Here is a 22,305-nt window from a genome sequence, read left to right on the forward strand (position 1 = left end):
AGCGGGTCGCTCAGGGGGTCCGGGTGGCCTCCGGGGCGCCGGTCGGCGAGGACGTCGGTGCCGGCGAGGTCGTCGGAGTCGGCGTCGGGTCGGGGGCCGGGGCCGTGACCTTGAGCTCGATGGTCAGGGTGCCTCCGCCGGGCGTCGTCAGCCGGAGGAGGAAGGTCTCCGCCTGGTCGTCCGTGTAGATGTCCGGGAGGGTGAGCAGCCCGTTGGCGTCCGTCTTCACCACGAGGGTCCGCAGCGGCTTGCCGTCGGCGTCCTTGAAGTACGGGCCCTTGGTGTTCGGCAGCGGGATCGCCGAAGAAGTGATCATGGTGGCGGTCAGGGCGACCGAGGAGGCGGGAGCGCCGTCGAGGGTCGCCTTCACCGTGACGCGGTCGGCGAACTGGCCGCCGGTGGTGGCCGTCAGCTCCTTGGCATCACCCCGGACCAGCGTGTCGGCCTGTCGCTCGGTGACGGTCGCGAGGTACGAGACGGGGATCAGGGTGCGGCCCACGACCGTGGCCCGGACGGTGAAGGTGCCCGTCTGCTCGCCGGCCCGGACCGGCGGGGCGACCGCGCGGCCCGTGGAGCCGGTGGTGACCTGCACGCTCTTGGCCACGCCGCCGAAGTTGGCGTCGGTGGAGCCGACGATCTCGAAGCGCACGCTCACTCCGGCAACCGGCTTGCCCGTGGCGTCCAGCGCCTCGACCGCCGGCCGCTCGGCGAAGGCGGAACCGGCGGTGGCCGTCAGTGTGCCGGTGCCGGCGTCCTTGATCCGCGCCACCTTCGCCAGCGCCGTCGGCGGGGTGGTGGGCGGCGGGGTCGGCGTGGGGGTGCCCGGCTGGGACGGGTTCGGCTTCGGCTTGGCCGGCGTGGGCGACGGCGAGGGGGTCACCGGCGCGGTCGGCGTGGGCTGGGGCGAGCGGCCGGTGCTCGGGGTGTCGCTGCGGTCGATGGGCAGCACGCCCGAGCCGTCCGGGATCTGGTGCGTGCCGCGCTGGTAGTACTCGAACCAGGAGAGCACGGTGCGCAGATACTCGGTCGAGCGGTTGTAGCTGAGGATCGCCCGGTCCAGATCGGCCTTGACCGCGAGGTCGCGGTTGTTGGCGCACAGGTAGAGCCCGGCGGCCTGCGCGGCGTCGTAGATGTTGTTGGGGTCCTTGCGGCCGTCGCCATTGGCGTCCTGCCCCCAGGTCGCCCAGGTGGAGGGGATGAACTGCATCGGGCCGACGGCGCGGTCGTGCGTCGTGTCGTTGTCGAAGGCACCGTCGTCGGTGTCCGAGATGTTCGCGAAACCGACACCGTTGAGCTTCGGGCCGAGGATCGGCGAGAGCGTGGTGCCATTGGCGTCGACGCGCCCGCCGCGCGCCTGTCCCGACTCGACCTTGCCGATGCCGGCGAGCAGCTGCCACGGAAGGTGACACGCGGGGTCGCTGGACCGTATGGACTGCTCCGCGCGCTTGTAGGCGGCGAGCACGGTGGCGGGTATGCCGGCCTCGGCGGGGCCGGTGACGATCGGCAGATCTATGGAAGTGCCGGGCTTGTTGGGCGTGTTCAGCGGCGGGAGGTCGGTGTAGTACGGCGAGTCGCCCGTCGCCGAGCCGTCCGGCGGGAGCGTCGCGTCACCGGCGCCGACCGGCCGGTCTCCGCCTGCGCTGTCCGCGGGCGGCGGGACCGCGCCGGGTCCCTGCGAAGCTGCCAGAGCCGCCACCGCCGCGGCCACGACGGCACCGCTGGTGGCTCCCCTGCGCAGCCGACGGCCGAATTGCGCTGCCATACGTCTGGTCCCTCCCCCTCGACTGCACTCCGCGCTCCCCGCGCGAGGCCTCAGGAGACCCTATGACACCGACGGGCCCCGGAACACCGAGCCCTGACCGTGTTTCACGCTTTCGTCACCTCTTGGCCGCCCACGATCCGGGGGAGATGGCTCACGCATACTGGGCGTGATCGCCGACCGCCGGCCGCAGGGGAGCTCCGGGGTCGGCGCGGATTCCGAGGGGGATGTTCCGATGCCGTTCACGCTCAGTCATGCCGCCGCGGTGCTGCCGGGCATCCGCCGGGACGGCACCGGACGCGGCCCGTTGATCGCCTCCGCGCTCGTCGCGGGGTCCTTCGCGCCCGACATGACCTATTTCGCGGCCACGGCGATCCCGGGCGCGATGCTCTTCGGGAACGTCACGCACTCCGGTCTCGGCGTCGTGACGGTCGATCTGCTCATCGCGGGCGCGCTGGTGGCGGTGTGGCTGATGGTGCGTGAGCCGTTGGTGGCGCTGCTGCCGGGCCGGTGGCAGGGGCGGGTGTACGGGTTCGTCCGGGGCGGCTCGTGGCGCGGCCGGCCGGCGGCGCCACTGGCCGGATGGTTCTGTGTGTCCGCGGCGCTCGGGGCGGCGACGCATGTCGTGTGGGACTCCTTCACCCACCTCGACCGCTGGGGTACGCGCGCGATTCCGTTCCTCGACGCGGTCGTGGCCGGGTTCCCGGTCTATCTGTACCTCCAGTACGGAGGATCGGCGCTGGCGCTGGCGCTGCTGGTGTGGTTCACGGTGCGGGCGCTGCGCGGCGCTGCCGGAGCGGCCACGCGGCCGGACGGGGTGCCGGTCCTGAGCCGCGGTGGACGGTGGCTGGCCAGCGGGCTGATCGGCGTCTGTGTCCTCGCCGGGATCGTGCACCGGTGCCTGCGCTGGTACGCGTACTGGGGCCGGATCGAGAGGCCCCTGGACATCATCCCGACGGCCTGCTTCGGCGGCGGCGCGGGCCTCGCGATCGGCCTGGTGCTGTACGGGGCGGGGATGCGGCTACGCGGAACGCGCGCGTCGTCGCCCGCGTCCGGCGAGGATGACACTGCCGGGGACCGGGAGCCGGCCGGCTCCCACCCGGAATCACGCTGACCCCACGCCCCGGCGTGCGACCCCGGGGCGCGGCGACCAGGTGCGGACGTCCGGAACGCCCGTACCCCCGGGGTGTGGGCGCCCCGGCGCGGGACGCCGGCCGCCGGTCCGGCGGGGTGCGGGCGGTTCTTCGCCCGCACCCGGGGCCGTCAGTGGGCCGCCGATTCCCAGTCCGGGCCCACACCGACCGAGACGTCGAGGGGGGCGCGGAGGGAGACCGCCGAGGCCATCTGCTCGCGGAGGAGGGTCTCGACGCGCTCCCGCTCGCCCGGCGCCACTTCGAGCACGATTTCGTCGTGGACCTGGAGCAGCATGCGGGAGGCGAGCCCGGCCTCGGTCAGCGCCCGGTCGACGTTCAGCATCGCGACCTTCACGATGTCCGCCGCGGTGCCCTGGATCGGGGCGTTCAGCGCCATCCGCTCGGCGGCCTCACGGCGCTGGCGGTTGTCGCTGTTCAGGTCCGGGAGGTACCGGCGGCGGCCCAGCATCGTCTCGGTGTACCCCGTGGCGCGGGCCTCGTCGACGACCCGGTGCAGATACTCCCGTACCCCGCCGAAGCGCTCGAAGTACGTGTCCATCAGGGCACGGGCCTCGCCCGGCTCGATGTTCAGCTGCTGGGAGAGACCGAAGGCCGAGAGGCCGTACGCCAGGCCGTAGGACATGGCCTTGATCTTGCGCCGCATCTCGGCGTCGACGGCGGACCGCTCGACGCCGAAGACCTGCGAGGCGACCGTGGTGTGCAGGTCCTCGCCGGAGGTGAACGCCTCGATGAGGCCCTCGTCCTCGGAGAGATGGGCCATGACCCGCAGCTCGATCTGGCTGTAGTCCGCCGTCATCAGGGACTCGAAGCCCTCGCCGACGACGAACCCGTGCCGGATGGCGCGGCCCTCGTCGGTGCGCACCGGTACGTTCTGCAGGTTCGGGTCGGTGGAGGACAGCCGGCCCGTCGCCGCCACCGTCTGGCTGAAGGTGGTGTGGATGCGGCCGTCGCCTGCGATCGTCTTGATCAGGCCCTCGACCGTGGAGCGCAGACGCGCCTGCTCGCGGTGGCGGAGCATGATCACCGGCAGCTCGTGCTCGGTCTGCGCGGCCAGCCAGGCCAGCGCGTCGGCGTCCGTGGTGTAGCCGGTCTTGGTCTTCTTCGTCTTCGGCAGGTTCAGCTCGCCGAAGAACACTTCCTGGAGCTGCTTGGGCGAGCCGAGGTTGAACTCGTGCCCCACCGACGCGTGCGCCTCCTTCACGGCCTGCTGCACCGCTCCGGCGAACTGCTGCTCCATGGCCTCCAGATGGGCCCGGTCGGCGGCGATGCCGTGCCGCTCCATCCGGGCCAGGAGCAGGGACGTCGGCAGCTCCACGTCGTGCAGCAGCTCGGTCGCGCCGACCTCGCCCAGCTTCTCGACGAACGCCTCTCCGAGGTCGAGCACCGCGCGGGCCTGGGCCATCAGGGCGTCCGCCTCGGCGTGCTCGTCGGTGCCGAAGGCCAGCTGCCCGTCGGCGGCCGCCGGGGCCAGCTCGCGGTGGAGGTACTCGACGGAGAGAGCGTCGAGGGCGAAGGAGCGGCGACCGGGCTTGACCAGATAGGCGGCCAGCGCGGTGTCCATCGTGACGCCGTCGAGCTGCCAGCCGTGCTCGGGGAAGACCCGCAGGGCCTCCTTGGCGTTGTGCATCACCTTCGGCCTGGCCGCGTCGGCGAGCCAGGCCGCGAAGGCCCGCTCGTCCTGCTCGTCGAGCCGGGTCGTGTCGAACCAGGCCGCCTTGCCGTCGGCCGCCGCGAGGGCGACCTCGCTGACATTGCCCGCGCCCAGGGCCCAGGCGGTGACGGTGGCCACACCGAGCGGCTGCGCGCCGTGCGCCTCCAGCCAGGGAGCCAGCTCGCCCGTCCCCAGGGCGGTGCCGTCCAGCTCGACGCCCGCGTCGGGAACCGGGGCTTCCTCTTCCTCCGCCCCGGGGTCGACCGCGAGCAGGCGCTCACGCAGGCTCGGGTTGCGGATCTCCAGGACCTCCAGGAAGCCCTTGAGGGCGGTCCTGTCGTACGGCGCGCGCTCCAGCTCCGCGACCGTGCGCGGCAGTTCGACGTCCCGGACCAGCTCCGTCAGGTGGCGGTTGAGCTTGACCGACTCCAGGTGGTCGCGCAGGGCCTGGCCGACCTTGCCCTTGACCTCGTCGGCGCGCTCGACCAGCTCCGCGAAGGAGCCGAACTGGTTGATCCACTTCGTCGCGGTCTTCTCGCCGACGCCGGGGATGCCGGGGAGGTTGTCGGACGGGTCGCCGCGAAGGGCGGCGAAGTCGGGGTACTGCGAGGGGGTGAGGCCGTACTTCTCCTGGACCTTCTCCGGCGTGAAGCGGGTCAGCTCGGAGACGCCCTTGGTGGGGTAGAGCACGGTCACATGGTCGGAGACCAGCTGGAAGGAGTCCCGGTCACCCGTGACGATCAGGACCTCGAAGCCGGCCGCCTCGGCCTGCGTGGCGAGCGTCGCGATGATGTCGTCGGCCTCGAAGCCGTCCACCGCGAACCGCACCGCGTTCATGGTGTCGAGCAGCTCGCCGATCAGCTCGACCTGCCCCTTGAACTCGTCCGGGGTCTTGGAGCGATTCGCCTTGTACTCGGGGAAGTCGGCCGAGCGCCATGTCTTGCGGGACACGTCGAACGCGACGGCGAAGTGCGTGGGCGCCTCGTCGCGCAGCGTGTTCGCCAGCATCGACGCGAAGCCGTAGATCGCGTTCGTCGTCTGTCCGCTCGCGCTCGTGAAGTTCTCCACGGGCAGCGCGAAGAACGCCCGGTACGCGAGCGAGTGCCCGTCCATGAGGAGCAGGCGGGGACGGGTTTCTTCGGTCTTCTTCGATGCTGTCTCGGCCACGTACACGATCCTGCCACGGACCACTGACAATCCCGTCCACTCCCGGTCCGGGCACCCCGCTGTCCGAGCCCCGTGACAGGATCGGAGACGTACGACACAGGATGACCGCTCAAGGGAGAGCGCGATGGTCAGCAAGCCCCCCGCCGGCGACCCGGTCCAGGACGCACCGCAGGTCGCGCCGCCGCAGCACGCCGCCGCCGGCCTGCCCGCCGTCGCGCACACCCTCAGGATCGCGCAGGCGCAGATGGGTGTGACCCGCAGCGCGCGGACCCTGCTGAAGGTCAACCAGAAGGACGGCTTCGACTGTCCCGGCTGCGCCTGGCCGGAGGGCGACAAGCGGCATGTGGCGGAGTTCTGCGAGAACGGGGCGAAGGCCGTCGCCGAGGAGGCGACGCTGCGCCGCGTGACCCCGGACTTCTTCGCCGAGCACTCCGTGGCGGACCTCGCGAACCGCAGCGGGTACTGGCTGGGGCAGCAGGGCCGGATCACACAGCCCATGCTGCTGGAAAGGGGAGGGACCGAGCCGGAGGGCTCCGAGCGGTACGAGCCGGTGAGCTGGGAGCGGGCGTTCGCGATCATCGCCGAGGAGCTGACCGCCCTCTCCTCCCCCGACGAGGCGCTCTTCTACACCTCGGGGCGCACCAGCAACGAGGCCGCGTTCCTGCTCCAGCTCTTCGCCCGCGAGTTCGGCACGAACAACCTGCCGGACTGCTCCAACATGTGCCACGAGTCCTCCGGCTCGGCGCTCAACGAGACCATCGGGATCGGCAAGGGCAGCGTCTCCCTCGAGGACCTCCACCAGGCCGACCTGATCGTCGTCGCCGGACAGAACCCGGGCACCAACCACCCCCGGATGCTCTCCGCCCTGGAGAAGGCCAAGGCGGCGGGTGCGAAGATCATCTCGGTGAATCCGCTGCCCGAGGCCGGTCTGGAGAAGTTCAAGAACCCGCAGACCGCGACCGGCATGCTCCGGGGCGCCGCCCTCAACGACCTCTTCCTGCAGATCCGCATCGGCGGCGACCAGGCTCTCTTCCGCCTCCTGAACAAGCTGATCCTGGAGACGGACGGCGCGGTCGACACGGAGTTCGTCGGCACGCACACGCACGGGTACGAGGAGTTCGCCGCGGCCGCGCGCGCCGCGGACTGGGACCAGACCCTGGCCGCGACGGGCCTGGACCGGGCCGAGATCGAGCGCGCCTTGGAGATGGTCCTCGCCTCGAAGCGGACCATCGTCTGCTGGGCCATGGGCCTCACCCAGCACAAGCACTCCGTGCCGACCATCCGCGAAGTGGTCAACTTCCTGCTGCTGCGTGGCAACATCGGCCGCCCCGGTGCCGGCGTCTGCCCCGTCCGCGGCCACTCCAATGTGCAGGGCGACCGCACGATGGGCATCTTCGAGCGGCCCGCGCCCGCGTTCCTCGACGCCCTGGACAAGGAGTTCGGGATCGTCTCGCCGCGCCATCACGGCTTCGACGTGGTCCGCTCGATCCAGGCGCTCCGCGACGGCGAGGCGAAGGTCTTCTTCGCCATGGGCGGCAACTTCGTCGGGGCCACCCCGGACACGGAGGTCACAGAGGCGGCGATGCGCCGCGCCCGGCTGACCGTCCATGTATCGACGAAGCTGAACCGTTCGCACGCGGTCACCGGCACGCGCGCGCTGATCCTCCCCACCCTCGGCCGCACCGACAAGGACGTCCAGGCCGGGGGCAAGCAGTTCGTGACCGTCGAGGACTCGATGGGCCTGGTGCACACCTCGCGCGGCAACCTGCCGCCCGCGAGCCCGCACCTGCTCTCCGAGCCGGCGATCGTGGCCCGTATGGCCCGGGCCGTTCTCGGCGCCGGCTCGGCCACGCCCTGGGAGGAGTTCGAGAAGGACTACGCCACGATCCGCGACCGCATCGCGCGCGTGGTGCCCGGCTTCGAGAACTTCAACGCCCGCCTGGCCGCCGACCCGGGCGGCTTCGCGCTCCCGCACGCCCCGCGCGACGAGCGCCGCTTCCCCACGGCCACCGGCAAGGCCAACTTCACGGCCGCCCCCGTCGAGTACCCGAAGGTGCCGGAGGGCCGGCTGCTCCTCCAGACCCTGCGCTCGCACGACCAGTACAACACCACGATCTACGGCCTGGACGACCGCTACCGCGGGATCAAGGGCGGCCGCCGGGTCGTCCTGGTCCACCCGGAGGACGCGGCGGCCCTCGGTCTGGCGGACGGGTCGTACACGGATCTGGTCAGCGAGTGGACGGACGGCAGCGAGCGGCGCGCGCCCGGTTTCCGGGTCGTGCACTACCCGACGGCCCGGGGCTGCGCGGCCGCGTACTACCCGGAGACGAACGTGCTGGTGCCGCTGGAGTCCACGGCGGACATCAGCAACACCCCCGCCAGCAAGTCCGTGATCGTACGGCTGGTTCCGGCGGGGACGGCGGGCTGACCGGAGGGCGGCCGCTCCTCCGCAGGGGGGCCGGGCCGTGCCCGGGAGCCGTCTGGAACAATCACGGCACGCCTAAGCGTTTGCTCAGGCACGTGTTCACGACGACGTACGAAGACGAACGGAGCCGGGCCGATGGGCGAGCAGCATCACGTGAAGTTCCCGCAGGAGGTCATCGACGAGTACGCCGCGCTCGGCGTCGACCTTCCCGCCCTGTTCTCGGCCGGGCATCTCGGCAACCGCATGGGCGTGCAGATCGTCGAGGCCTCCGCGGAGAAGGTCGTCGGCACCATGCCGGTGGAGGGCAACACCCAGCCGTACGGTCTGCTGCACGGCGGCGCCTCCGCCGTCCTCGCCGAGACCCTGGGCTCGATCGGCTCCATGCTGCACGGCGGTGTCTCCAAGATCGCGGTGGGCGTGGACCTGAACTGCACCCACCACCGCGGGGTCCGCAGCGGTCTCGTGACGGGTGTCGCGACTCCGGTGCACCGTGGGCGCTCCACGGCCACGTACGAGATCGTGATCACCGACGAGCAGGACAAGCGGGTCTGCACGGCCCGGCTGACCTGCCTGCTGCGCGAGGTCTCGCCCAAGGACGCCGACAACATCCCGAACGCGGGCGGGAGCGGCGCCGGCGCCTGACGCCCGGCCCAGCCGACCCAGCTCGGCCACCAGTCCAGCTCGGCCCCAGCCCAGCTCGGCCCGGCCCAGCCGACCCAGTCAGCCCGGCTCAGCCCGGCTCAGCCCGGCTCAGCTAAGCCGACAGCACCACTCATCCCTGAGCGGTCGCTCCTCACCACTCACCCCTAGCGGCCCGGGACGGTCACCACCGTCCCGGGCCGCTCCGCGTCGGGGCGATCAAGGCTCTACGGTCACCTGGAGTCACCGCCGCGGAGGTCCGCAGGGCGCCGCGCCGGGGCCCCGGCCACCACTCCCGAGAGCGCGAAGCCCCTTCTTCCGGGCACTGCCGCCGGTGCGGTGCACCAGACCCGGAAACACCGGCCCCCGGACGCGGAGCATCGGCTTCCGAACGCGGACCCGACGACAAACCGCTCCGGCGGACAGCGCGGGAATTTCGACTCCCGGACACCGGCGCCGCCGGTCCGACGGCGCCACCACAGCGCGCGAAGACGCCGAGCCCCGCGCCACGGACCGCACCACCACCCCCACCCGCACCCCTTGCCCCGGCCCCCGGTGCGTCAACGGCGTTGCCCGCCACAGCGATTCGCGCAGTTCACCACCGGGATCACCACTCCGGCCGTCGCCACGGGCGCGCGTCCCGGCTCGACATCGCTCGCCCAACTACCGTAACCAGTCGGCCTGTTGTGCGCCGGCGTCTCGATCCTCCAGCGCCCCCGCACAGGAGATTCCCGCCGTACGTTCCGGCCCCCCGAGCGGCGTCCGCGCCGGCGCGGACGCGATCCGGCCCGGCGGTGGACATCCGCACCGACCTCGTCGCGTACCGGGGCGAACGAAGCGCTCGAGGGACGCACATGGGCAGGACGCGACCGGCCGCCCGGGGAACGGGAGCCGCCCCCGCAGCCCCCTCCCCCACCCCGCCTCCACCACCCCCATACGTAACACTCCGTGACCTTCGTGCAGTCATCCAAGAAAGCGGCCGATTCCAGGGGTCCGTCCGCTGACGTCCGGGGGACTGTCCGATATCCGGAGAGCGTCAGAAACGGTCCGACAGGAGCAAGTTCCGCTCAAGCCCCTTAGCGGAACTGGGCGTTCTCACTATGTGAACACCATGTTGCGGACCCATTTGTCCCGATTTACCCACCCCCTGTCCACCTCCTCTCCCCCAGGCGATAACAAGACAGTCACATCCTGACCTCGCCGCTCCCCACCTCCTCCACCTGCGCTTAGAGTCACCGCCAGTCACCGCGCCGCCGGGCGCGTCCACTGCAAGACCCAGCAGCACCGCTCAGTCATCCCAGTACGGCCCGGCATTCACAAACGGCACCTCCAGCTCCATGCTTCACGGCACCGCCTCAGCTCGAGGGGGCCGCGCCAGGGAAAGGATTCATCGTGCGACACCGTTCCTTGCTCATCCTCACCACCGCGATCACCGCGGGAGCACTCACCCTCACCGCCTGCGGTTCGCGCGACGACAAGGGCGGCGACGCCGCCGGCGGCGGCAACACGACCGTCGTCATCGGCCTCGACGCGCCCCTGACCGGCGACCTCTCCGCGCTGGGCCTCGGCATCAAGAACTCGGCCGACCTCGCGGTCAAGCAGGCCAACAAGAAGGAGTACGTCAAGGGCGTCACCTTCAAGCTCGAGTCCCTCGACGACCAGGCCCAGCCGTCCTCCGGCCAGCAGAACGCCACCAAGCTGGTCGCCGACAAGGAGGTTCTCGGCGTCGTCGGTCCGCTGAACTCCTCCGTCGCCGAGTCGATGCAGAAGGTCTTCCAGGACGCGAACCTGGTGCAGGTCTCCCCGGCCAACACCAACCCGTCGCTGACCCAGGGCCCCAACTGGAATTCCGGTGACAAGAAGCGGACCTACAAGTCCTACTTCCGCACCGCCACCACCGACGCCATCCAGGGCCCGTTCGCCGCCCAGTACGTCGTCAACAAGGCCAAGAAGACCAAGGCCTTCATCATCGACGACAAGAAGACCTACGGTGCCGGCCTCGCCGCCACCTTCAAGGGCGAGTTCGAGAAGCTCGGCGGCAAGGTCGTCGGCACCGACCACGTCAACCCCGACACCAAGGACTTCAGCGCCGTCGCGACGAAGGTCAAGAGCTCCGGCGCCGACGTCGTCTACTACGGTGGCGAGTACCCGGCCGGCGGCCCGCTGACCAAGCAGATCAAGGAAGCCGGCGCCAAGGTCGTCGTCGTCGGTGGCGACGCCCTCTACAGCGCCGAGTACATCAAGCTCGGTGGTGCCGCCTCCAACGGTGACATCGCCACCTCCGTCGGCGCGCCGATCGAGCAGCTGCCCTCCGCCAAGGAGTTCCTGGCCAACTACAAGGCCGAGAACTACAAGGACGCGTACGAGGCCTACGGCGGCTACTCCTACGACTCGACCTGGGCCATCATCGAGGCCGTCAAGAAGGTCGTGGACGCCAACGGCGGCAAGCTGCCCTCCGACGCCCGCGCCAAGATCGTCGAGGCCATGCAGACCATCTCCTTCGAGGGCGTGACCGGCAAGGTCTCCTTCGACGAGTTCGGTGACACCACCAACAAGCAGCTGACCGTGTACGGCGTCGAGAACGGTGCCCACAAGCCGATCGAGTCCGGCACCTTCGGCAGCTGATCCGCTCCACCCCCACCAAGCACCACCCTTGCCGCGCGGGGCGCCGCACCAAGCGCCCCGCGCGGTGTCACATCCGTCGAAAGTCTCGGAGGACAATGCGGTGAACGAACTGCCGCAGCAGCTGGTCAACGGCCTGCTACTGGGATCCATGTACGGGCTGGTCGCCGTTGGTTACACGATGGTCTACGGCATCGTCCAGCTCATCAACTTCGCCCATGGCGAGATCTTCATGACCGGCGGCTTCGGGGCCCTGACGGTCTGGCTCATGCTCCCCGGAGGCACCAGCCTCTGGATCGCGCTCCCCCTCATGATCATCGGCGCCATCCTGGTCGCCACGACCATAGCCGTCGGCGCCGAACGCTTCGCCTACCGGCCACTGCGCGGCGGACCCAAGCTCGCACCGCTCATCACGGCCATCGGCCTCTCGCTCGCCCTCCAGCAGGCCGTCTGGGCCTGGTACCCGGAGGCCAAGTCGGCCCGCACCTTCCCGCAGATCCCCGGCGGCCCGATCGAGCTCGGCCCGATCACCATCGGAACCGGCGACGTCTTCCTCGTCATCGCCGCCCCGATCTGCATGGCCTTCCTCGCCTTCTTCGTCATGCGCACCCGCATCGGACGCGGCATGCAGGCCACCGCCCAGGATCCGGACACCGCGCGCCTGATGGGCGTCAACACCGACCGCATCATCGTGATCGCGTTCGCGCTCGGCGCCTCGTTCGCCGCCGTCGGAGCCGTCGCGTACGGCCTGAAGTACGGCCAGATCGACTACAAGATGGGCTTCCTCCTCGGCCTCAAGGCGTTCACCGCGGCCGTCCTCGGAGGCATCGGCAACATCTACGGCGCCATGATCGGCGGACTCGTCCTCGGCATCGCCGAGACGATGGCCACCGCCTACATCAACCACATCCCCGGCATGCAGCAGCTCGGCGGCCAGTCCTGGGCCGATGTCTGGGCGTTCGTACTCCTCATCGTCGTCCTCCTCCTCAGGCCCCAGGGTCTGCTGGGCGAGCGCGTCGCGGACAGGGCGTGACCACCATGACCACAACTTCCGAGAACACGACGGCCCCCGCCGCACCCGAGCCCACGCCCGTCAAGGCGACCGGTCTCCTCCCCCTGCCCGTCGCCACCGCCCGGGCCCTGGCCCTCGGCGGCGGCGCGCTCACGGTGGTCAGCTGCTTCCTCTCCTGGACCTGGACGGCCGCCTTCCCCGGCGACCTCACCGTCTACGGCTACCCGGGCGGCCTGCAGTGGCAGGTCCTCGTGACCGGCCTCCTCACCGTCCTGTTCAGCCTCTCCTCGTACGGCGTCAAGGGCACCCGCTGGCTCTCCCCGGCCGGCGCCGACGCGGCGATCAAGTTCTCCGCACTCGCCGCCTTCGCCACCGCCTGGTACACGATCGTCTCGATCAGCGTCCAGCTCGGCGGCCCGATCAACCTGGAGCCCGGAGGCGCCGTCGTCGGCGTCGCCACCCTCCTCACCCTGATCGGCGCGCTGGCCCTGCCCTTCGAGCGTCCCGCACTCCACCCCGTGGACCCCGAGGACGACGGCTGGTCGCAGTTCAAGCACCGGATCGCCAACAGCCTCCAGACCTTCAAGGCCTCCTTCGCCTCGGGCCAGGCCCGCCCCGTGCCCCCCCTGCCGTCCGCGGTCGAGATCCTCATCATCACCGGCATCCTCGCCGCCGGCCTCGGCGTCTTCACCTACGGCATCGGCACCGAGTACGACGAAGCGTTCATCGGCTTCCTGATCACGGCCGGCTTCGGCTTCGCCGCGCTCACCAAGTCCGGCCTCCTCCAGCAGGCCACCCAGCTGACGTCGAAGCACCAGAACCTCACGATCGCGGGCGCCTTCATCGCCGCGGCCCTGTTCCCGTTCACCCAGACCGACGACCAGTACGCCACCATCGGCGTGTACATCCTGATCTTCGCGACGGTGGCCCTCGGCCTGAACATCGTCGTCGGCCTCGCCGGCCTGCTCGACCTCGGCTACGTCGCCTTCCTCGGCGTCGGCGCCTACGCGGCCGCGCTCGTCTCCGGCGCGCCGACCTCCCCGCTCGGCATCCACCTCCCCTTCTGGGCGGCCGTGCTCGTCGGTGCCGGTGCGTCCCTGGTCTTCGGCGTCCTCATCGGCGCCCCGACCCTGCGGCTGCGCGGCGACTACCTCGCCATCGTGACGCTCGGCTTCGGTGAGATCTTCCGCATCACCATGATGAACACGGACGGCACGTCCGGCCCGGACATCACCAACGGCTCCAACGGCATCGCGTCCATCCCGAACCTCAACATCTTCGGCTTCGACTTCGGCATGGAGCACTCCATCGCCGGATTCACCATCGGACGCTTCGCCAACTACTTCTTCCTGATGCTGCTGATCATGGCGGTCGTCGTCCTCGTCTTCCGACGGAGCGGCAACTCCCGCATCGGCCGCGCCTGGGTCGCCATCCGCGAGGACGAGACCGCCGCGCTCGCCATGGGCATCAACGGCTTCCGCGTCAAGCTCATCGCCTTCGCACTCGGCGCCTCCCTCGCCGGTGTCGCCGGTACCGTCCAGGCCCACGTCACCTACACCGTGACGCCCGAGCAGTACCTCTTCGCCGGTCCCATCCCGCCCAACTCCGCCTTCCTGCTCGCGGCCGTCGTCCTCGGCGGCATGGGCACGATGAGCGGCCCGCTGGTCGGCGCGGCCCTGCTCTTCCTGATCCCCAACAAGCTTCAGTTCATGGGCGACTACCAGCTGCTCGCCTTCGGACTCGCGCTGATCCTGCTCATGCGGTTCCGCCCCGAGGGCATCATCGCGAACCGGCGCAACCAGCTCGAGTTCCACGAGAACGCCGAAGCGCCCGCCACGCTCGCCAAGGCAGGTGCCTGAACCATGACCACCACCACCACGACGAAGGACACCGCCCCGGCGGTCCCGGACCGCGAGCCCGTGCTCGACGCCCGCGGAGTCACGATGCGCTTCGGCGGCCTGACCGCCGTCCGCGACGTGAACCTCACCGTCAACAGCGGAGAGATCGTCGGTCTCATCGGCCCCAACGGCGCCGGCAAGACCACGTTCTTCAACTGCCTCACCGGCCTCTACATCCCCACCGAAGGCGAAGTCCGCTACAAGGGCAACGTCCTGCCGCCGAAGTCCTTCAAGGTCACGGACGCCGGCATCGCGCGAACCTTCCAGAACATCCGGCTCTTCAGCAACATGACCGTCCTGGAGAACGTCCTGGTCGGCCGCCACACCCGGATGAAGCAAGGCCTCTGGTCCGCCCTGCTGCGCCTCCCCGGCTTCAAGAAGGCCGAGACCGAGGCGGAGACGCGAGCCCTCGAACTCCTGGAGTTCATCGGCCTCAAGCACAAGGCCGACCACCTCGCGAAGAACCTCCCCTACGGCGAGCAGCGCAAGCTCGAGATCGCCCGCGCACTCGCGAGCGACCCCGGCCTCATCCTCCTGGACGAGCCCACGGCCGGCATGAACCCGCAGGAGACCCGGGCCGCCGAAGAGCTCATCTTCGCCATCCGGGACATGGGCGTCGCCGTGCTCGTCATCGAGCACGACATGCGCTTCATCTTCAACCTCTGCGACCGGGTCGCCGTACTCGTCCAGGGCGAGAAGCTGCTGGAGGGCGACAGCCAGACCGTCCAGAGCGACGAGCGGGTCATCGCGGCCTACCTGGGCGAGCCCTTCGAGGGCGCGCCCGGCGAGGAAGAGGTGGCCGAGGTCGAGGCGGCGGAGGCCGCCGCGGAGGAGGCCAGCGCGGAAGAGGCGACCGACACGGACGCCGACCCCGAGCCCGCCGACGCCGACGCCGACGAGGCCGACGAGACCTCCGAGGCCGCCGACGCCGACGAGACCTCCGAGGCCGCCACGGACAGCACAGAGACCGCGGCCGAGGACACCCCGAAGGCCCCCGGTTCGGGCAAGGAGAACGACGCATGACCGCACTGCTCGAAGTCGAGGACCTGCGCGTCGCCTACGGCAAGATCGAGGCCGTCAAGGGCATCTCGTTCTCCGTCGAGGCCGGCGAGGTCGTCACCCTGATCGGCACCAACGGCGCCGGCAAGACGACCACACTGCGCACCCTCTCGGGACTCCTCAAGCCCGTCGGCGGACAGATCAAGTTCGAAGGCAAGTCCCTCCGGAAGACACCCGCACACAAGATCGTCTCCCTCGGACTCGCCCACTCCCCCGAAGGCCGCCACATCTTCCCCCGGATGTCGATCGAGGAGAACCTGCTCCTCGGCGCCTTCCTCCGGAAGGACACCGCGGGCATCACCAAGGACGTCCAGCGCGCCTACGACCTCTTCCCGATCCTCGGGGAGCGGCGCAAGCAGGCCGCGGGCACCCTCTCCGGCGGCGAGCAGCAGATGCTCGCCATGGGCCGGGCCCTGATGTCCCAGCCCAAGCTGCTCATGCTCGACGAGCCCTCCATGGGTCTCTCCCCGATCATGATGCAGAAGATCATGGCGACCATCGCCGAGCTCAAGGCCCAGGGCACCACCATCCTGCTCGTCGAGCAGAACGCCCAGGCCGCCCTCGCGCTGGCCGACCACGGTCACGTCATGGAGATCGGCAAGGTCGTCCTGTCCGGCACCGGCCGGGACCTCCTCCACGACGAGTCCGTGCGCAAGGCGTACCTCGGCGAGGACTGAGCCACCGGTACCCGAAAAACGAGGAGGCCCGCCCCACAGCGTTGTGGGGCGGGCCTCCTTCTCGTACGTCCCGCTACGGCGTCACCGCCGACCCGCGGCCTCGTGCTGAGGCGTCACTGCTGGCCCTTGGCCGCCTTCTTCTCCTCGGCGTCCTCGATGACCGCCTCCGCGACCTGCTGCATCGACATGCGCCGGTCCATCGACGTCTTCTGGATCCACCGGAACGCGGCGGGCTCGGTAAGCCCGTACTGCGTCTGCAGAATGCTCTTCGCCCGGTCCACCAGCTTGCGCGTCTCAAGACGCTGGGAGAGGTCGGCGACCTCCTTCTCCAGCGCGCGGAGTTCGGCGAACCGGGACACGGCCATCTCGATCGCCGGCACGACATCGCTCTTGCTGAACGGCTTCACCAGGTACGCCATGGCGCCGGCGTCCCGCGCCCGCTCGACGAGGTCGCGCTGCGAGAAGGCGGTGAGCATCAGGACGGGCGCGATGGACTCCCCGGCGATCTTCTCGGCGGCGGAGATGCCGTCGAGGACGGGCATCTTGACGTCCAGGATGACGAGGTCGGGGCGGTGCTCCCGGGCGAGCTCCACGGCCCGGGCGCCGTCGCCGGCCTCACCGACGACCGAGTAGCCCTCTTCTTCGAGCATCTCTTTGAGGTCGAGGCGGATGAGTGCCTCGTCCTCGGCGATGACGACGCGGGTCGTCAGCGGCGGGACGTGCGACACGTCGGCGTCGTCGGCGGGCTGGGGCGACTCGGGGGCGGTCACGGGGGCTCCTCGTTCAAGGCCTCTTCCAAGGCGGATACAGCTCCCCAAGAGCCTACCCACCTCCTGTAAGGTGGGGGCACGGCGGGTGACCGCCGATCTTCGTTCTGAAGGATGCCCCGGTAGCCCAGCGGTAGAGGCAGTGGTCTCAAACACCATCCAGCGTGGGTTCGAATCCCACCCGGGGCACTCTACCTTCGATTTAAAGGTTCGAACTTTCCGTCGGCGATCTTCGGCCGACCCGGTGATCACGCACGGCGGACACCGTGGGCCTCAGTGGGGCGTTCCCAGGTAGGGGAAGTGCGGCAGCAGGTCCTTGTGGGGGCCGATGTGGTCCGAGGTGACCTTGCCGTTCGAGATCATCGCGAGCCGGGCCGAGGTGACGTCGTCCGTCAGCGTGCGCCCGTTGGGGTACGCGGCCGGCTTGGCGCGGTCGTAGCGCAGGACGTCCGGGAGGACCGTGCGCAGTGCCTCTTCCGCGGCCTGTGGGGTGTAGCCGCCGGTGTGGGCGAGGGCCGCCTTCCAGGGTTCGAGGTAGGTCGCCCAGTCGTCGGCCGGCTCCCCGGCGTTGTAGGCGTCCTTGGCGTCCTCCGCGTTGAGGTACGCGGTGAGGGAGGGGTGCGCTCCGCGGTCGACGGACTTCAGTTCGCCGTCGACGTGGAGGCTGACGCGGGCCCAGACGCCGATCCGGGGGTCGTCGCCGAGCGCTGTGTCGGGTACTTCGAGGGCGATGCCGAACACGTTCTTGTCGGCGCCCCAGTCGGTTCCGGTCCAGGTGAAGTCCGCGACGATGCCGTCGAGGTCGGCGAAGAAGGGGTCGCTGCGCAGTCCGGCGGAGACTTTGTAGCCGTCGGCTTCGGTGACGGAGAGTTCGCGGCCGAAGGAGACGGGGACGTCGGTGAAGAGGGGCGTTCCGGCGGCCTCGTGGGCGCGGGCCTCGACGCCCGTGGCGCGGTGGAGGGCGAGGGTCTGCTCGCCGTCCTCGGCGGGGTCGGAGAAGGTGAAGCTGAAGGCGATGTCGGCCTGGTTGTCGCCGTCGGTGTCGACGTTGATCCGGTAGACGGCGTCGGGGTGGAACGCGGTGCCCCCGGTGGGTGCGATGGGGTTGACGTTCATGATGAGAACGGTGCGTCCGCCGGGAACGGTGAAGGCGAAGAGGTCGGTCAGGTCCAGGCGGGCGTCGTCCATGGGGGAGCGCAGGTGGGGTCCGCTGAGGTGGTGTGACATGGCGTCACCTTCGCGCTCGGACGCGGGGGTCGGGGCGCGACGGGGCCGCCGTGGTCACTCCTTCGGGCTGTCGTCCTCGCCGATGTGGTGGACACGGACGAGGTTGGTGGAGCCGGGGAGACCGGGCGGGGAGCCGGCGGTGATGACGACGATGTCGCCCTTCCGGCAGCGGCCGATGCGCAGGAGTTCTTCGTCGACCTGGGCGACCATGGCGTCCGTGGAGTCGACGTGGGGGCCGAGGAAGGTCTCGACGCCCCAGGTGAGGTTGAGCTGGGAGCGGGTGGCCGGGTCGGGCGTGAAGGCGAGCAGGGGGATGGGCGAGCGGTAGCGGGAGAGGCGCTTGACGGTGTCGCCGGACTGGGTGAAGGCGACGAGGAACTTGGCGCCGAGGAAGTCGCCCATTTCGGCGGCGGCGCGGGCGACGGCTCCGCCCTGGGTGCGGGGCTTGTTGCGTTCGGTCAGGGGCGGCAGGCCCTTGGCGAGCACGTCTTCCTCCGCCGCCTCGACGATCCTGCCCATGGTGCGGACGGTTTCGATGGGGTATTTGCCGACGCTGGTCTCGCCGGAGAGCATCACGGCGTCGGTGCCGTCGATGACGGCGTTGGCCACGTCGCTGGCCTCGGCGCGGGTCGGCCGGGAGTTGTCGATCATCGAGTCGAGCATCTGGGTGGCGACGATGACCGGTTTGGCGTTGCGCTTGGCGAGTTTGATGGCGCGCTTCTGGACGATGGGGACCTGTTCGAGGGGCATCTCGACGCCGAGGTCGCCGCGGGCGACCATGATGCCGTCGAAGGCGGCGACGATGTCGTCGATGTTCTCGACGGCCTGGGGCTTTTCGATCTTGGCGATGACGGGGAGGCGGCGGCCTTCCTCGTCCATGATGCGGTGGACGTCTTCGATGTCGCGGCCGCTGCGGACGAAGGAGAGGGCGATGATGTCCGCTCCGGTGCGCAGTGCCCAGCGGAGGTCGTCGATGTCCTTCTCGGAGAGGGCGGGGACGGAGACGGCGACTCCGGGCAGGTTGAGCCCCTTGTTGTCGGAGACCATGCCGCCTTCGATCACGCGGGTGTGGACGCGGGGGCCGTCGACGGAGGTGACTTCGAGGGTGACGCGGCCGTCGTCGACGAGGATGCGCTCCCCGGTGGTGACGTCGGCGGCGAGTCCGTCGTAGGTGGTGCCGCAGATGTGGCGGTCGCCTTCCATGGGCTCGACGGTGATGGTGAAGTCGTCGCCGCGTTCAAGGAGTACGGGGCCTTCGCGGAAGCGGCCGAGGCGAATCTTCGGACCTTGAAGGTCGGCGAGGACTCCGATGCTGCGGCCGGTTTCGTCGGAGGCTTTGCGTACGCGCTGGTAGCGCTCCTCGTGTTCGGCGTAGGAGCCGTGGCTGAGGTTGAATCGGGCGACGTCCATACCGGCTTCGACCAAGGCCTTGATCTGGTCGTATGTGTCGGTGGCGGGCCCCAGGGTACAAACGATTTTCGCTCGGCGCATGGTTCGACCCTAGGGCTTACCGGCGGGTAGTTGAGGGGCCGGGCATGTCTGTTCAACAACCTTTGCGTGAAAGGTTATTGACAAGTCTTGAATCTGTGCGGGCGGGTGCTCCGATGAGCGTTTCGGGGGTGGTTCTAGAGGGCGGGAGGGGCCATGGTGAAGCGGGCGGTCACCTCCGCCGTGACCGTCTGGCGCTGGGGTTCGAGGTCGAGCGGCGGGGGTGTGTCGGTGGCGTCCGCGGCGAAGGCCATGCGCATGCCTCCCATGGCCGCCGGGGGCGGGAGGAGTCCTGTGTCCGAGAGCTCGAGGAGGGCCGTGAGCGAGGTGCCGAGGGCGGCCGCGTACGCGCGGGCACGCTGGACCGCCTCGCCCACCGCCGTGCGACGGGCTTCCGCGTAGGCCGGGGAGTCGGGGCGCAGCGCCCACCAGGGGCCGTCGACGCGGGTCAGTTCGAGGTCGGCCAGGCGGGTGGTGAGTTCGCCGAGGGCGGTGAAGTCCGCGAGCTCCACGGTGAGATGGACGCGGCCCTGGTAGGCGCGGATCCGTTCGCCGCGGCCGTGCTTGCCGGGCTCGGGGGTGATGGAGAAGGCGCCGGTCTCCAGCTTCTCGACGGCGTCGCCGTAGGACTTGACGAGGTCCAGGGCGAGCGCGTTGCGCCGGGTGAGGTCGGAGAGGGTCGCCGCCCGGTCCGTGCCGCGGGCGCTGACCGTCACGCCGAGGCGGGCGACTTCCGGATCGACGTCGAGTCGGGCTTCTCCGCGGACCGCCACCTGCGGCGCCTCCGGGGTCGGGTGTGGGCTCGGTTGGGGGGTCGTCACTTCGGGCTCCCTCGTGCGGGCGACGGCTGCGGTCCCGAACACTTTCCCACTCCGTAACCGGAAAACTCTGTCGCCGGCGTGACGGGTGGGCCAGAATCTACGCGCGTTGTGCGCCATTGGACCAAGGAGAAACACATGCCGCTGAACCGCCGGACGTTCCTGGAGAGCTCCGTCGCCGTCGGAGCCGGAGCCGCCCTCACCACGGGGGTCGCCGCAGTCCCGGCGCAGGCCCACGGGCCGGCCCCCCGGCCCGCCAGGCGGTACTCCTTCACCGTGATGGGCACCACCGACCTGCACGGAAACGTCTTCAACTGGGACTACTTCACGGACAAGGAGTTCGACGACAAGGCGCACAACGACGTGGGCCTCGCGAAGATCTCCACCCTCGTCGATCAGGTGCGCGAGGCGAAGGGGAGGTGCAACACGCTCCTCATCGACGCCGGTGACACGATCCAGGGCACCCAGCTGTCGTACTACTACGCCAAGGTCGACCCGATCACCGCCCGCCGCGGCCCCGTGCACCCGATGGCGCAGGCGATGAACGCGATCGGCTACGACGCGGCCGCGCTCGGCAACCACGAGTTCAACTACGGCATACCGGTGCTGCGGAAGTTCGAGGAGCAGTGCGACTTCCCGCTGCTCGGCGCCAATGCGCTCGACGCGAAGACGCTGCGGCCGGCGTTCCCGCCGTACAGCATGCACCGGCTGCGCACCCCGCACGGCCGGGACGTGAAGGTCGCGGTCCTTGGTCTGACGAACCCGGGCATCGCGATCTGGGACAAGGCCAACGTCAGCGGCAAGATGGTCTTCCCCGGTCTGGAGGAGCAGGCGGCGAAGTGGGTGCCGAGGCTGCGCTCGATGGGCGCGGACGTCGTGGTGGTGTCGGCGCACAGCGGTTCCAGCGGCACGTCCTCGTACGGTGACCAGCTCCCGCACATCGAGAACGCGGCCGGTCTGGTCGCCGAGCAGGTCCCGGGCATCGACGCGATCCTCGTGGGTCACGCGCACACCGAGATCTCCGAGTACCGGGTGAGGAACAAGGAGACCGGCAAGGACGTCGTGCTGTCCGAGCCGCTCAAGTGGGGTCAGCGCCTCACGCTCTTCGACTTCGACCTGGTGTGGGAGAAGGGCCGCTGGGTCGTCGAGAAGGTCGGTGCCCAGGTGCTGAACTCCAACACCGTGGAGGAGGACCCGGAGATCGTCGGGCTGCTCGCCGACGAGCACAGGAAGGTCGTCGCGTACGTCAACCAGATCATCGGGACCTCCAGCGCGACGATGGCCACGGCCGACGCGCCGTGGAAGGACGAGCCGATCATCGACCTGATCAACCACGTCCAGGCGGAGACGGTGAAGCAGGCGCTGGCCGGCGGCGCGTACGCGGCTCTGCCCGTCCTGTCGCAGGCGTCGTGCTTCTCCCGTACGGCGGCGATCCCGGCCGGTCAGGTCACGATCCGGGACGCGGCCGGGCTGTATGTCTTCGAGAACACCCTGGAGGCGCGTCTTCTGACGGGTGCCCAGATCAAGGACTACCTGGAGTTCTCGGCGCGGTACTACGTCCAGACCCCGGCGGGCGCGCCGGTGGACACGGCGAAGCTGACGAACGCCGGCGGCACGCCGGACTACAACTACGACGTCGTGTACGGCGTGACGTACGAGATCGACATCGCCAGGCCGGCCGGTTCGCGGATCGTGAACCTGTCCTTCGGCGGCAAGCCGATCGACCCGGCCGCTCAGTTCGTGCTCGCGGTGAACAATTACCGTGCCAGCGGCGGCGGCGCTTTCCCGCACGTCGCCGGTGCCCAGCAGCTGTGGGCGAATTCGGACGAGATCCGCAACACCATCATCCAGTGGGTGAAGGCGAAGGGGTCGATCGACCCGGGCCAGTTCGCGTCGGTGGACTGGAGGCTGACCCGGGACGGTGTCCCGGTCTTCTAGTGCG

15 protein-coding genes and 1 tRNA gene are annotated in these 22,305 nt (G+C 70.0%); 10 read left to right on the top strand and 6 right to left on the bottom strand.

Annotation, left to right across the window (positions count from 1 at the left end):
• Positions 1-10 precede the first annotated feature (10 nt).
• Positions 11-1,762 carry a lytic transglycosylase domain-containing protein gene (locus ACFY8U_RS21670; protein WP_389572511.1) on the bottom strand — a complete coding sequence of 584 codons (1,752 nt, stop codon included), beginning with the start codon at positions 1,760-1,762 and terminating at the stop codon, positions 11-13.
• Positions 1,763-1,994: 232 nt separating this feature from the next.
• Between ACFY8U_RS21670 and ACFY8U_RS21675 the strand changes: the two genes are divergently transcribed.
• Positions 1,995-2,873 carry a DUF4184 family protein gene (locus tag ACFY8U_RS21675; protein WP_389572513.1) on the top strand — a complete coding sequence of 293 codons (879 nt, stop codon included), beginning with the start codon at positions 1,995-1,997 and terminating at the stop codon, positions 2,871-2,873.
• Positions 2,874-3,022: 149 nt separating this feature from the next.
• Here ACFY8U_RS21675 and polA read toward each other — a convergent pair whose 3' ends face one another.
• Positions 3,023-5,677, bottom strand: coding sequence for a DNA polymerase I (gene polA / locus ACFY8U_RS21680; RefSeq protein ID WP_389573258.1), 2,655 nt, complete (start codon positions 5,675-5,677; stop codon positions 3,023-3,025).
• A gap of 178 nt (positions 5,678-5,855) precedes the next feature.
• Between polA and ACFY8U_RS21685 the strand changes: the two genes are divergently transcribed.
• The 7 genes from ACFY8U_RS21685 to ACFY8U_RS21715 all read left to right on the top strand — a co-directional run bounded on the left by ACFY8U_RS21685 (position 5,856) and on the right by ACFY8U_RS21715 (position 16,063).
• A complete protein-coding gene (locus ACFY8U_RS21685) occupies positions 5,856-8,159 on the top strand; it encodes an FdhF/YdeP family oxidoreductase (protein ID WP_389572515.1) in 2,304 nt (767 codons plus the stop codon).
• Positions 8,160-8,291: 132 nt separating this feature from the next.
• Entirely contained in the window at positions 8,292-8,798 is a 507-nt protein-coding gene (locus ACFY8U_RS21690; protein WP_361592878.1) for a hotdog fold thioesterase, read from the top strand.
• Positions 8,799-10,187: 1,389 nt separating this feature from the next.
• Positions 10,188-11,420, top strand: a complete 1,233-nt coding sequence (locus ACFY8U_RS21695; protein ID WP_389572519.1) for a branched-chain amino acid ABC transporter substrate-binding protein — start codon at positions 10,188-10,190, stop codon at positions 11,418-11,420.
• 100 nt (positions 11,421-11,520) lie between these two features.
• Complete coding sequence (locus tag ACFY8U_RS21700; protein WP_361592884.1) at positions 11,521-12,450, top strand: branched-chain amino acid ABC transporter permease; 930 nt, start codon at positions 11,521-11,523, stop codon at positions 12,448-12,450.
• On the top strand, positions 12,447-14,288 hold the full coding sequence (locus ACFY8U_RS21705) for a branched-chain amino acid ABC transporter permease (RefSeq protein ID WP_389572523.1): 1,842 nt from the start codon (positions 12,447-12,449) through the stop codon (positions 14,286-14,288). Before ACFY8U_RS21700 ends, ACFY8U_RS21705 begins: the two co-directional genes overlap by 4 nt.
• A 3-nt stretch (positions 14,289-14,291) precedes the next feature.
• Complete coding sequence (locus ACFY8U_RS21710; protein ID WP_389572525.1) at positions 14,292-15,350, top strand: ABC transporter ATP-binding protein; 1,059 nt, start codon at positions 14,292-14,294, stop codon at positions 15,348-15,350.
• A complete protein-coding gene (locus ACFY8U_RS21715) occupies positions 15,347-16,063 on the top strand; it encodes an ABC transporter ATP-binding protein (RefSeq protein ID WP_361764946.1) in 717 nt (238 codons plus the stop codon). The genes ACFY8U_RS21710 and ACFY8U_RS21715 overlap by 4 nt, the downstream gene beginning before the upstream one ends.
• A 113-nt stretch (positions 16,064-16,176) precedes the next feature.
• Here ACFY8U_RS21715 and ACFY8U_RS21720 read toward each other — a convergent pair whose 3' ends face one another.
• Positions 16,177-16,833: a response regulator gene (locus ACFY8U_RS21720; protein ID WP_361432797.1), complete on the bottom strand. Its 657-nt coding sequence runs from the start codon at positions 16,831-16,833 to the stop codon at positions 16,177-16,179.
• A gap of 113 nt (positions 16,834-16,946) precedes the next feature.
• On the opposite strand from ACFY8U_RS21720, the gene ACFY8U_RS21725 reads away from it, so the two are divergent.
• Positions 16,947-17,019 (top strand) — tRNA-Leu (locus ACFY8U_RS21725).
• Positions 17,020-17,103: 84 nt separating this feature from the next.
• Here ACFY8U_RS21725 and ACFY8U_RS21730 read toward each other — a convergent pair.
• From ACFY8U_RS21730 to ACFY8U_RS21740, 3 genes are all read right to left on the bottom strand, one after another.
• A complete protein-coding gene (locus ACFY8U_RS21730) occupies positions 17,104-18,057 on the bottom strand; it encodes a DUF4331 family protein (protein WP_361592902.1) in 954 nt (317 codons plus the stop codon).
• Between the two features lie 54 nt (positions 18,058-18,111).
• Entirely contained in the window at positions 18,112-19,548 is a 1,437-nt protein-coding gene (gene pyk / locus ACFY8U_RS21735; RefSeq protein ID WP_389572528.1) for a pyruvate kinase, read from the bottom strand.
• Positions 19,549-19,682: 134 nt separating this feature from the next.
• Positions 19,683-20,366: an SIMPL domain-containing protein gene (locus ACFY8U_RS21740; protein ID WP_389572531.1), complete on the bottom strand. Its 684-nt coding sequence runs from the start codon at positions 20,364-20,366 to the stop codon at positions 19,683-19,685.
• Between the two features lie 135 nt (positions 20,367-20,501).
• Here ACFY8U_RS21740 and ACFY8U_RS21745 point away from each other — a divergent pair, with 135 nt between their 5' ends.
• Entirely contained in the window at positions 20,502-22,301 is a 1,800-nt protein-coding gene (locus ACFY8U_RS21745) for a bifunctional metallophosphatase/5'-nucleotidase (RefSeq protein WP_389572534.1), read from the top strand.
• The last annotated feature ends 4 nt before the right edge of the window (positions 22,302-22,305 follow it).

The sequence above is a fragment of the Streptomyces sp. NPDC012508 genome, assembly GCF_042902595.1.
Classification (GTDB): domain Bacteria; phylum Actinomycetota; class Actinomycetes; order Streptomycetales; family Streptomycetaceae; genus Streptomyces.